At 60.9% G+C, this 11,360-nt stretch carries 10 protein-coding genes and 1 pseudogene; 10 read left to right on the top strand and 1 reads right to left on the bottom strand.

Features of this window, described 5'->3' with window-relative positions; genetic code table 11:
* The first annotated feature begins 2 nt into the window (after nucleotides 1-2).
* From SB822_RS12670 to SB822_RS12715, 10 genes and pseudogenes are all read left to right on the top strand, one after another.
* Nucleotides 3-1,091 carry an ABC transporter ATP-binding protein gene (locus SB822_RS12670; protein ID WP_079492772.1) on the top strand — a complete coding sequence of 363 codons (1,089 nt, stop codon included), beginning with the start codon at nucleotides 3-5 and terminating at the stop codon, nucleotides 1,089-1,091.
* Nucleotides 1,092-1,099: 8 nt separating this feature from the next.
* The gene (locus SB822_RS12675; protein ID WP_042311764.1) at nucleotides 1,100-1,795 is read left to right on the top strand and encodes a GntR family transcriptional regulator; all 696 of its coding nucleotides are present in this window, start codon (nucleotides 1,100-1,102) and stop codon (nucleotides 1,793-1,795) included.
* Between the two features lie 150 nt (nucleotides 1,796-1,945).
* On the top strand, nucleotides 1,946-2,425 hold the full coding sequence (locus SB822_RS12680) for a DUF1348 family protein (protein WP_007733750.1): 480 nt from the start codon (nucleotides 1,946-1,948) through the stop codon (nucleotides 2,423-2,425).
* A 318-nt stretch (nucleotides 2,426-2,743) separates the two neighbouring features.
* On the top strand, nucleotides 2,744-3,958 hold the full coding sequence (locus SB822_RS12685; protein ID WP_007576862.1) for an ABC transporter substrate-binding protein: 1,215 nt from the start codon (nucleotides 2,744-2,746) through the stop codon (nucleotides 3,956-3,958).
* Between the two features lie 107 nt (nucleotides 3,959-4,065).
* Nucleotides 4,066-4,941: a branched-chain amino acid ABC transporter permease gene (locus SB822_RS12690; protein ID WP_007576864.1), complete on the top strand. Its 876-nt coding sequence runs from the start codon at nucleotides 4,066-4,068 to the stop codon at nucleotides 4,939-4,941.
* An 8-nt stretch (nucleotides 4,942-4,949) separates the two neighbouring features.
* The gene (locus SB822_RS12695; RefSeq protein ID WP_410854827.1) at nucleotides 4,950-6,878 is read left to right on the top strand and encodes an ABC transporter permease subunit; all 1,929 of its coding nucleotides are present in this window, start codon (nucleotides 4,950-4,952) and stop codon (nucleotides 6,876-6,878) included.
* Between the two features lie 46 nt (nucleotides 6,879-6,924).
* Nucleotides 6,925-7,653, top strand: a complete 729-nt coding sequence (locus SB822_RS12700) for an ABC transporter ATP-binding protein (RefSeq protein ID WP_079503487.1) — start codon at nucleotides 6,925-6,927, stop codon at nucleotides 7,651-7,653.
* Between the two features lie 203 nt (nucleotides 7,654-7,856).
* Nucleotides 7,857-9,178 (top strand): annotated as a pseudogene (locus tag SB822_RS12705) (TIGR00366 family protein).
* Between the two features lie 63 nt (nucleotides 9,179-9,241).
* On the top strand, nucleotides 9,242-10,273 hold the full coding sequence (locus SB822_RS12710) for a histone deacetylase family protein (protein ID WP_410854828.1): 1,032 nt from the start codon (nucleotides 9,242-9,244) through the stop codon (nucleotides 10,271-10,273).
* A 148-nt stretch (nucleotides 10,274-10,421) separates the two neighbouring features.
* The gene (locus tag SB822_RS12715) at nucleotides 10,422-10,700 is read left to right on the top strand and encodes a hypothetical protein (protein WP_007576874.1); all 279 of its coding nucleotides are present in this window, start codon (nucleotides 10,422-10,424) and stop codon (nucleotides 10,698-10,700) included.
* A 23-nt stretch (nucleotides 10,701-10,723) separates the two neighbouring features.
* On the opposite strand, the gene SB822_RS12720 is transcribed toward SB822_RS12715, so the two are convergent.
* Entirely contained in the window at nucleotides 10,724-11,332 is a 609-nt protein-coding gene (locus SB822_RS12720; RefSeq protein WP_007576876.1) for a CDP-alcohol phosphatidyltransferase family protein, read from the bottom strand.
* Between the last annotated feature and the right edge of the window lie 28 nt (nucleotides 11,333-11,360).

An 11,360-nucleotide genomic window follows, 5' to 3' on the forward strand; every position in this document is an offset into this window, starting at 1 on the left:
ACATGACTGCATTCCTGCAAATCCAGCGCCTGCGCAAGACTTACGACGACGTCGTCGCTATCGACCAGGTTTCCCTCGACGTGCGCAAGGGCGAGTTCATGACGTTTCTCGGGCCGTCGGGCTCGGGTAAGAGCACGACGCTGTATATTGTCGCGGGCTTTCAGGAGCCGAGCGAAGGGCGCGTGCTGCTCGACGGCAAGCCGCTGCTGTCCGTCGCGCCGAACAAGCGCAATATCGGCATGGTGTTCCAGCGCTATACGCTGTTCCCGCATCTGACGGTGGGCGAGAACATTGCGTTTCCGCTGCGCGTGCGCCGCCTTCCCGACGCGGAAGTGAAGGCGAAGGTCGAGCAGATGCTCAAGCTCGTGCATCTGTCCGAGTGCCGCGACCGGATGCCCGCGCAGTTGTCGGGCGGACAGCAGCAGCGTGTCGCGATTGCACGCGCGCTGGCCTATGATCCGCCAGTGCTGTTGATGGATGAGCCGCTGTCGGCGCTCGACAAGAAGCTCCGCGAGGAAATCCAGCTCGAATTGCGCCGTATCCATCAGGAGACGGGCGTCACGATTCTCTATGTGACGCACGATCAGGAAGAGGCACTGCGCCTGTCGGACCGGATTGCCGTGTTCAACAAGGGGCGTATCGAACAGGTCGGCACGGGCGAGGAACTCTATTCGAACCCGGCGTCGCGTTTCGTCGCGAGCTTTATCGGCAATTCGAATTTCCTGCCGGTGCGCGTGACGTCGCACAGCGATGGTCGCATGAACGGTGTGTTTCCGAATGGGCATGAAGTGGCGTCCGGCAGTTTCAATCCGGCGCTCACGGCAGGCGACGACGGCACGCTGATGGTTCGCCCCGAGCAAATGCGCATTCAGTCACTGCGCGACGCGAGCGGCGCGACAGGCTTGCCCGTCACCGTGCGCGACATCACGTATCTGGGCGATGCAATGCACTACGCGGTCGCGACGCCGTGGCAGCAGGAGATTTCGATTCGCATGCCGGCGGGGCATCGGCATGACAGCGGGTTGTCGATCGGCACGCAAGCGCTCGTCGATTGGGACACGCGCGATGTGCGTCTCTTTGCTCAGGCGTGAGCGCTGCCATGAGTGACGCGCTGCCTTCGCTGAAAGTCGAACGTCGCACGACGACGTTGCGCGAACTCGCGCTGGAGAAAATGCGCACGGCCATACTCGAGGCGCATTTTCATCCGGGCGAGCGGCTCGTCGAGCGTTCGTTGTGCGAGGAACTGGGTGTGAGCCGGACCGTGGTGCGCGAAGTGTTGCGGCACCTGGAGACGGAAGGACTCGTCGATTCGATTCCCAACCAGGGGCCGATCGTCGCGCTGCTCGATTCGGATACGGCCGCCGAAATCTACGAGATTCGCGCGTTGCTGGAAGGCGATGCCGCAATGGCATGCGCACTGCGCGCCGATGAAGCCGTGTTCGCGCGGCTTGCCGATTGCATCGCGAGCATTCAGCAGGCGTTCGAGCGGCACGAGCATCAGACCGTGCGCGAACTGACGACGATGTTCTACGAACAGATGTTTCATGGCGGCGGCAAGAAGGTCGCATGGGAGATCGTGCAGACACTGAATGCGCGCATCAATCGCCTGCGTGCGATGACGATTGCTTCCGACGATCGCGGGCGGCAGGCGGTGCAGGAAATGAACCGCATACTCGATGCGCTTCGCGCCCGCGACGCGCAACGCGCCCGCGACGCAGCGACCGCGCATGTGGCGCGCGTCGCGGACATCGCAGCGGAGTTGTTGCGTCAAACGGTGGGGGAAGCGTCGGCTTGAGCGCATTCAACGCCTCACACCGCAACACACATACCGAACCTCGAAATAGCCGCCGTGCAAATCCCAAAAACCCCGCACTTCCCGACATGACGAAGACTCGTATTTGCGAATAATGACCTACACCGTCACCATTCACAAAGAGAGAAGTCGATGTCCAGCACTACCGAAGTCCGTCCGCCGCTGCCGCCGTTCACGCGCGAAACCGCTACTCAGAAAGTGCGCCAAGCCGAAGACGGCTGGAACTCACGCGATGCCGCAAAAGTCGCGCTGGTCTATTCCACCGACACATGGTGGCGAAACAGAGCCGAATTCGTTCAGGGCCGCGAAGAAGCGCGCACATTCCTCGAACGCAAATGGAGCAAGGAATTCGAGTACCGTCTGATAAAGGAACTGTGGGCCTTTACGGACAACCGCATCGCGGTCCGATTCGCCTATGAATGGCGCGATGATGCTGGCAACTGGTTCCGCTCATACGGCAACGAAAACTGGGAATTCGGCCCCGATGGCCTGATGCACCATCGTCACGCGAGCATCAACGACCTGCCGATCAAGGAAAGCGAGCGCAAGTTCCACTGGCCGCTCGGCCGTCGCCCCGACGATCATCCGGGGTTGAGCGCACTGGGACTCTGACCCGTTGCTCTGACCCGTAATCCTTCATCAGATCCTCTTAGCCGACCGTTCGCCGTCGGCTAAGCGCGCTTCCATTCCCCGTTGCACGTACAACCAACACTCGTTGCATCTGCACCGATACAGTGCGTACGTGCGTAAGCACACTGAACTTGTTGTTCCTTACGGGTAACTCCGCATAGTGGCAAAAAGCTTACGATTTCTATACTAGGCTGCCGTTTCGTATGAAGGCGATATAAAGCACGCCGTTTTACGAATCAGGCGGTGTCGGGAGACAGCCCGCGCCCGTCGAAAATAAAGAAACATGCTACGGAGACGAACATGGTACTTCGCTTGAAGAGCGTTGTTGCTGCTCTCGCATTGTGTGTGGTCGCAACGGGTAGCTATGCGGCCGATCCGATCAAGATCGGTGTCGATGGTCCTTTCACAGGCGGTTCGTCGTCGATGGGCGTCAGCATGCGCGACGGCGTGCGGCTTGCGGCGGCTGAGATCAACAAATCGGGCGGTGTGCTGGGCCGGCAGATCGAACTCGTCGAACGGGACGACGAAGCGAAGAACGAACGCGGCGTGCAGATCGCGCAGGAACTCATCAACAAGGAAAAGGTAGTCGCCGTGGTCGGCTACATCAATACGGGTGTCGCACTCGCGTCGCAACGCTTCTTCCAGGAAGCGAAAATCCCCGTGTTCAACAACGTCGCGACGGGCAGTATCGTCACGAAGCAGTTCGCGGATCAGCCGGATAACTACGTGTTCCGCAATGCAGCCGCCGACCGCATTCAGGCGCCGATGATCGTGGAAGAAGCCGTGACCAAACGCGGCTTCAAGAAGGTCGCGATTCTCGCCGATTCGACCAACTACGGACAACTCGGCCGCGAGGATCTGGAAAAGGCGCTCGCTGCTAAAGGCGTGAAGGCGGTCGCCGTCGAGAAATTCAACATCAAGGACGTCGACATGACGGCCCAGTTGCTGAAGGCGAAAGACGCGGGCGCGGAAGCCGTGCTGACCTATGGCATCGGACCCGAACTCGCGCAGATTGCCAACGGCATGGCCAAGCTTGGCTGGAAGGTGCCGCTGATCGGCAGCTGGACACTGTCGATGGCGAACTACATCGACAACGCCGGCTCGAACGGCGAAGGCGCGCGTATGCCGCAGACCTTCATCCAGGAACCCAACACGCCGAAGCGCAAGACCTTCATCGAAGCCTATATGAAGGAATTCAAGCCGAAGAACAACCGGATCGATTCGCCTGTGTCGGCGGCGCAAGGCTATGACTCGGTCTATCTGCTCGCCGCCGCGATCACGCAGGCAGGCACGACGGACGGCCCGAAGGTGCGCGCCGCGCTCGAAAGCCTCAACACGAAGGTCGAAGGTGTCGTGATGGTGTACGACAAGCCGTTCTCGCACGACGACCACGAGGCGATCAGCCCGAACGTGCCGGTTGTCGGCGAAGTGAAGGGCGGCCGCGTGATCTACGCGTACGACAACGACAAGAAAGGCGGCGGGCAACTGCGCACCAAGCAGGCATCCGCAAACTGAGCACAGCATGAAAAGCGAAGCCGCGCCCGCCCGACCGGCGGGGGCGGCTTTGTGCTGCGTGGCTCACGGCATCACCTACGGGGCGTTGCGATCGAGGCAATTGGACTATGGCCATTCTTCTTCAGCTCATCTATAGCGGCATTGCGCTCGGCATGATCTACGCCGTGATCGCGTTCGGCTACCAACTCACGTTCGCGACATCCGGCACACTGAACTTCGGGCAGGGCGATGCGCTGATGCTCGGTGCGCTGGTGGGTCTCACGCTCGTCACGCTGGGCGTCAACTACTGGCTGATGATTCCCCTCGTGTGCGTGTTCGGGCTGTTGCAGGGCGCGTTCGTCGAACGGATCGGCGTGCGGCCCGCGATCAAGATCAAGTCCGAGTTCGGCTGGATCATGTCGACCATTGCGCTCGGCATCATCTTCAAGAACGTCGCGGAAAACGTCTGGGGCCGCGACGATCTGCGCTTTCCGTCGCCGCTGCCCGAAGCGCCCATCAGGGTGTTCGGCGCAAACGTACTGCCGATGGAACTGCTCGTCGTAGGCGGCGCATTGGTGCTGATGCTTGCCGTCGAGTTCTTCAACCGGCGCAGCATCTTCGGCAAGGCGGTCGTCGCCACCTCGAACGATCGCGATGCCGCCGCGCTGATGGGCATCAACACGGGCCTCGTCATCACGTTCTCGTATGCGCTGTCGTCGCTGACGGCGGCTTTCGCCGGCGTGCTGATCGCGCCGCTCACGCTGACGGGCGCGACGATGGGCGCGGTGCTCGGCCTCAAGGCGTTCGCGGTGGCGATCATCGGCGGATTGTCGAGCGGGCTCGGCATTGTGGTCGGCGGCGTGATACTCGGCATCGCCGAAACCACGACCGGCTTCTACATCTCGACGGGCTACAAGGACGTGCCCGGACTCGTGCTGCTGCTGATCGTGCTCGCCTTGCGTCCGGCAGGTCTGTTCGGTAAAACTGCGATCAAGAAAGTTTGAGGTCCGCCGTGAAAAAGAAAAACCTCATCGGCGCGCTGCTTGGTCTCGTCGCGCTAGCGGTCTTCCCGGTGCTGTCGGGCAATCCGTACTACATCCACCTCGTCGAGACGATCATGATCTACGCGATCCTGCTCTTCGGTCTCGACATCGTGGTCGGTTACACAGGGCAAGTGTCGCTTGGACACGCGGGGCTGTTCGGCGTCGGCGCTTACACGGCGGGTGTGCTGTTCATCAAGCTTGGCATGCCGTTCTATGTGACCGTGCCGATGGCGATCGTCGTGACGGCCGCGTTCGGCGCGATTCTCGCGCTGCCCGCACTGCGCGTGTCGGGTCCGTATCTCGCGATGGTCACGCTCGCGTTCGGCACGATCATCCAGATCCTGATCAACGAAATGGATTTCCTCACCAACGGGCCAATGGGCATCAAGATCACGAAGCCCGTGATCGCGGGCCATATGCTCGATGAGACTCAATACTATTGGGTGGTGGCCGCGTTGCTCGTCGTGTCGCTCGTGGTCGTGCATCGCGTGCTGAAGTCGCACCTGGGCCGTGCATTCGAGGCGTTGCGCGACAGCCCGATCGCATCCGACTGCATGGGCGTCTCGGTGTACCGGCACAAGGTCTACGCGTTCGTGATCAGCGCGGGCTTTGCCGGGCTCGCGGGCTGTCTGTATTCATACTCGGAGCAGTACATCTCGCCGAATACGTACAACTTCGAGCTGACCATCCTGTTCCTGCTCGCGATCATCATGGGCGGCCGCAAGACGCGCACGGGCGCGCTGATCGGCTCGACGATCATCGTGCTGCTGCCCAAGCTGCTCGACGACATCTCGATGTTCCGCATGGTCGCGACGGCGCTCGCCGTCGTCGTGGTCGCAGGCGCGCTGTTTTCGATTGCGCGCAAGAGCGTGACGCCGCGCAAGGTCGCGATTCCGATTGTGGGCACGGTTGGCCTCGCGGTGTTCTCGTACTGGATCGATGCGCTGACCGACTGGCGCTTGACGATTTTCGGTTTGATGATTCTGCTGGTCGTCTACTACCTGCAGGACGGCGTGGTCGGTTTCGTGCGCAAGTTCTTCATGCATGGCCGCGTGCGCACCGTGACCGTCGACACCGAAAAGCCCGCGGAAATCACCGCCGATGCCGTGCTCGATGTGCAAGTCAAGGGCGACGAAACCATTCTCGACGTGCGCGGCGTGCTGATGCAGTTCAGCGGGCTGAAGGCGCTGAACAACGTAAACCTGAAGGTGCGGCGCGGCACGATACATGGTCTGATCGGACCGAACGGCTCGGGCAAGAGCACGATGATGAACGTTCTGACGGGCATCTATATACCGACGGCGGGCGCGATCGAGTATCGCGGCGAATCGATCGCAGGGCGCACGTCTTCTGCGATCGCGTTGTCGGGCATTGCGCGCACGTTCCAGAACGTGCAGCTGTTCGGCGAAATGACCGCGCTCGAAAACGTGCTGGTCGGTCTGCATCATACGTTCCGCTCGAACTTCGCCGATATCGGCCTGATGACGACGCGCTATCGTCAGGAAGAACGCGCGGCACGCGAGCGCGCATTCGGCATGCTGCGCTTTGTCGGTCTGGAGAACGTCGCGGCGGAAGAGGCGCGCAATCTGCCGTACGGCAAGCAGCGTCTGCTCGAAATCGCCCGCGCGCTGGCACTCGATCCACAAGTGCTGTTGCTCGACGAACCCGCCGCGGGGCTCACCGCGCCGGATATCAAGGAACTGGTGCGCATCATTCGTAAGGTCCGCGATCACGGCATTACGGTGGTGCTGATCGAACATCACATGGACGTCGTGATGTCGGTCTGCGACACGGTATCGGTGCTCGATTTCGGGCAGAAGATCGCCGAGGGCAAGCCGTCCGAGATCCAGGAAAACGAAAAAGTCATCGAGGCGTATCTGGGCGGCGTGGCCGCTTGAGCACACGTTTCGATTGCACGACAACGGCATGAATGGGGAACACGCGATGTTATCGATCCGCAATCTGCATGCGGGCTACGGCAAGGTTCAGGTGCTGCACGGCATTTCGATGGACGTGCCGAAGGCTTCCGTCGTCACGCTGATCGGCTCGAACGGCGCGGGCAAGACCACGACGATGCGCGCCGTCTCCGGCATGATCCGTCCGAGCGGAGGCGAGATCACGATGGGCGAAGGCGCATCGGCCAAACGCATCGATTCGCTCGATTCGCACCGTATCGCGCGTCTGGGTCTCGCGCATTCTCCCGAGGGCCGACGCGTGTTCTCGACGATGACCGTCACCGACAATCTGTTGCTAGGCGCATTTCCGCGCCTGACGTGGGCGCGTCCGCGCGGCGACGTCAACGCGGATCTCGAACGCGCGATCGACCTGTTTCCGCGCCTCAAGGAGCGCCGCAATCAACTGGCGGGCACGCTGTCGGGCGGCGAGCAGCAGATGCTCGCGATGGCGCGCGCGATCATGCTGAACCCGGATCTCGTGTTGCTCGACGAACCGTCGATGGGACTTGCGCCGATTCTCGTCGATGAGGTGTTTCGAATTATCGAGCGTCTGAAAGAGCAGGGCGTGACGATGCTGCTCGTCGAGCAGTTCGCGGCCGCCGCGTTGAACGTCGCCGATTACGGCTACGTGCTGGAAAACGGCCGTATCGCGACGCATGGAACGGCGATGCAGTTGCGTAATGATCCGATGGTCAAGGCCGCTTATCTGGGTCATTGAACCGGACGCGCCGTTAACGGTGACGCACATTCCATTCATTTCTTTAAGGTCGTTGAAAGCTTTAATTCAGCGACACGTCTGCACTTATTCCTCTCCATTCGAACGTTCGGCGGCTGCTTGTGCAGTTCGCCGACTCGTTACGCATAGCTGTGGCAGAATCTCGCGCGCATCCAACGAACAATTGAACAAGTGCCGGAGACGTCGTGATTCAAGGTATTGCCCGCTTCTTTACGCAGGTGGTTCATCGCTTTCTGCCTGATCCTCTTATTTTCGCGCTGCTTCTGACAGCGATTACCTTTGCCTTGGCATTGGGCCTCACGCCACAGTCACCCGGCGATCTCGTCTTCATGTGGGGCAGCGGTTTCTGGAATCTGCTCGCATTCACGATGCAGATGGCGATGATCCTCGTAACAGGGCATGCATTGGCGACGTCGGGTCCCGTCAAGCGGGTGCTGTCGGCTCTCGGCGGCCTGGCGAAGACGCCGGCGCAAGGCACGATGCTGGTCGCGTTCGTGAGCGGCGTGGCATGCGCGATCAACTGGGGCTTCGGTCTCGTGCTCGGCGCCATGTTCGCGCGAGAAGTGGCGAGGCGTGTGCGCGGCGTCGATTACCGGCTGCTGGTTGCGGCCGCGTACATGGGCTTCCTCACCTGGCATGGCGGCTTGTCCGGTTCGGTGCCGCTGGTCGCGGCAACCAAGGGCAATCCGATGGAAAAGGTGATTGGCCTGATTCCCGTGTCGCAGACGCTCTTCACGGGATACAACCTCTTCATCACTGCCGCGCTGATCGTCGCGTTGCCGCTGCTGGTGCGCGCGATGATGCCGCGAGCCGAAGATGTCGTCTCCGTCGATCCTGCGCTGCTCGTCGACGAGCCCGTGATGGAACGCAAGATCACGGCGCAATCCACGCCGGCGGAACGTATCGAAGAGAGCCGCATTCTGTCTATTCTGGTCGCGCTGCTGATCGCCGCGTATCTGGTGATCCGCTTCACGAAGAAAGGCTTCAGCCTCGACATCGATACAGTCAATATCGTTTTCCTTGCAGCGGGCATTCTGCTGCACAAGACGCCGATGGCGTATGCACGCGCAATCGGCAATGCGGCGCGCGGCACAGCGGGGATCATGATCCAGTTTCCGTTCTATGCGGGCATTCAGGCCACGTGGACCACTCGGGTCTGGCGGGCGTGATCACGAACTGGTTCATCGAAATTGCGAACGTCCACACGTTCCCGCTGCTGACGTTCCTGAGTTCGGCCGTGATCAACTTCGCGGTGCCGAGCGGCGGCGGCCACTGGGTCGTACAGGGCCCGTTCGTGATGCCCGCTGCGAAAGCGATCGGCGCGGACCTCGGCAAGTCGGCCATGGCGATAGCCTACGGCGAAGCGTGGACCAACATGGCGCAACCGTTCTGGGCGCTGCCTGCCTTGGCGATTGCCGGGCTCGGCGTGCGCGACATCATGGGCTATTGCGTGACGGCGCTGCTGTTCTCGGGCGTGATTTTCGTCGCGGGACTGTATCTTTTCTGACGTCGTTCGCAACGCGGTGTCGCAACGGTAGACTGTGCGTTCCTTTCTGCGGCGTACAGAACCATGCAAACTATCTACAGTAGCGATCACCGCTTGCATCAAGGCGTCGAACTCAAGGACGGCGCCGTCTCCGATTCCTTCGAAAAGCCCATCCGCGCAGAGACCGTGCTGAAGCAGGTCAAAGCTGCGGGTTTGGGCGATGTTCTGGCGCCGAACGTCTATGAGCGGGCGTGCTATGTCGGCGCGCATAGCGAGCGCTACGTTGAGTTTCTCGCATCGGCATGGGACGACTGGGCCGCAACGGGCCGCACATGCCAGGCGTTGCCACTCGTTTGGCCGGTACGTGGCTTGCCCTCCACGGCGATGCCGCAATTCATCGACGGCAAGCTCGGCTTCTTTTCGATGGATGCCGGTTCGCCCGTCAACGCAGGGACGTGGAGCGCGGTCTCGTCGAGCGCGAACTCGGCGCTGACAGGAATCGATGCGCTCGCACGCGGCGACAAGGCGGTCTTTGCGTTGTGCCGTCCGCCGGGCCATCACGCAGGCAGTGAGTACATGGGCGGCTATTGCTATCTGAACAATGCCGCAATCGCCGCGCAACGTTGCATCGCGCAAGGCGCGAAGCGCGTTGCGGTGCTCGATATCGATTTCCATCACGGAAACGGCACACAAGATATCTTCTACGACCGCAATGACGTGCTGTTCGTATCGATACACGGCGATCCGGCCGTATCGTTTCCCTATTTCTCGGGCTTTGCCGACGAGCGCGGCATTGGCGAAGGCGAGGGCTTCAACCTGAATCTGCCTCTGCCGAAGGGAACGGCAATGGAACAGTACGAGCCTGCGTTACAGCACGCGGGTTCGGCGATCGCGAATCATGCGCCCGACGCGCTCGTAGTTTCGCTCGGTGTCGATACATTCGAGGGCGATCCCATCAGCCATTTCCGTTTGCGCACGCCGGACTATCTGCGCGTCGGCGCAATGCTCGCGGGCTTTGGTTTGCCGACGCTCTTCGTGATGGAAGGGGGGTACATGGTCGACGAGATCGGCATCAATGCCGTCAATGTACTGTTAGGTTTCGAAGGCCGGGCATAAACCGCCGCGAATCTGGCAGCTTCGTCATACTTATGCCAGCATTGCGCCACTCTTGAAGCGTAGAGTTAATACAGCCGTTGCAGACACCGAGAGCCGTCTGCGACGACTGTATTCGCTGCAAAGTCTCTCGCGATCAAGGAGCCTTGAAATGAAGCAACTTCTTCTCAGTCTCGTGGTAACGGCGGGCGTAGCAGCCATGTCGAGCGCATACGCGCAGCAAATGCCGACCGATCAACCGATGGACCAGACCCAGGCGCAATCGGCCGCGCCAGCGGACACGGGTCAGGGCGGCGTCAATTGGGGCAGCGCGGCGCAAGGCGGCCGCAACGTCGCGGAGACGCGCCAGGACGTACGCCAGCAATTGATACAGTCCGAGCGTGATGGACAACTGCAAACGCTCGATCAAACCGTTTACAAAGGCAATTGATCGGCGCACTGCATGCCTGACAATCAGGGCTTTGGAATACGGATGCGGCTGATCATCAGCGATCCGGAAATGCCATAGACCAGCGTCAACGGATGCAGCACATGACCTGCAATCCGCCATTCGCCGAACCATAATTGCGGACCGAGAGCCCCCTGCCACGCGGCGATGGCGAGCAGCAGCACGATTGCGAACGATGTCGGAATAGGCGTGCCTTCGAAGTGCGTCACTTTCCCCGTCCCGCCCGACATCGTCTCTGCCGTCACGTTGTAGCGCGCGAGTCGTGACACGCCGCACGCCACAAAATACGCAAGCAGAACGCGGTCATACAGGCCGCGCATGCCACATCCATAGCCGATGATGGCGGGCGCCACGCCGAACGAGATCACGTCGGCTAGCGAATCCAGTTCCTTCCCGAGCAGCGAAGCCTTCTGCCGCCAGCGCGCGATGCGTCCATCCAGCACGTCGAATACGAGCGCCGCAAATACAAGTGCACAGGCGAAGTAAACGTGCATGACGTTCGCGCTGCCGATATAACTCATCATCGAAAACAGTGCACCCGTGCCGCACACGGCATTGCCGAGCGTAAACCAGTCGGCGAGATGAAACTCGCGAATCATCGAAAAACGCTTCATATTGGCCTTTTGGTCGGGCAGTGGAACG

This window comes from Paraburkholderia sp. SIMBA_054 (assembly GCF_046534875.1).
In the GTDB taxonomy this organism is placed as follows: Bacteria; Pseudomonadota; Gammaproteobacteria; order Burkholderiales; family Burkholderiaceae; genus Paraburkholderia; species Paraburkholderia hospita.

What these genes read in the sequence shown, in the direction of transcription:
- SB822_RS12675 (WP_042311764.1), top strand. Translation starts at nt 1,100, where the DNA reads ATGAGTGACGCGCTGCCTTCGCTGAAAGTCGAACGTCGCACGACGACG.
- SB822_RS12670 (WP_079492772.1), top strand. Translation starts at nt 3, where the DNA reads ATGACTGCATTCCTGCAAATCCAGCGCCTGCGCAAGACTTACGACGAC.
- SB822_RS12700 (WP_079503487.1), top strand. Translation starts at nt 6,925, where the DNA reads ATGTTATCGATCCGCAATCTGCATGCGGGCTACGGCAAGGTTCAGGTG.
- SB822_RS12720 (WP_007576876.1), bottom strand. Translation starts at nt 11,332, where the DNA reads ATGAAGCGTTTTTCGATGATTCGCGAGTTTCATCTCGCCGACTGGTTT.
- SB822_RS12690 (WP_007576864.1), top strand. Translation starts at nt 4,066, where the DNA reads ATGGCCATTCTTCTTCAGCTCATCTATAGCGGCATTGCGCTCGGCATG.
- SB822_RS12710 (WP_410854828.1), top strand. Translation starts at nt 9,242, where the DNA reads ATGCAAACTATCTACAGTAGCGATCACCGCTTGCATCAAGGCGTCGAA.
- SB822_RS12715 (WP_007576874.1), top strand. Translation starts at nt 10,422, where the DNA reads ATGAAGCAACTTCTTCTCAGTCTCGTGGTAACGGCGGGCGTAGCAGCC.
- SB822_RS12685 (WP_007576862.1), top strand. Translation starts at nt 2,744, where the DNA reads ATGGTACTTCGCTTGAAGAGCGTTGTTGCTGCTCTCGCATTGTGTGTG.
- SB822_RS12680 (WP_007733750.1), top strand. Translation starts at nt 1,946, where the DNA reads ATGTCCAGCACTACCGAAGTCCGTCCGCCGCTGCCGCCGTTCACGCGC.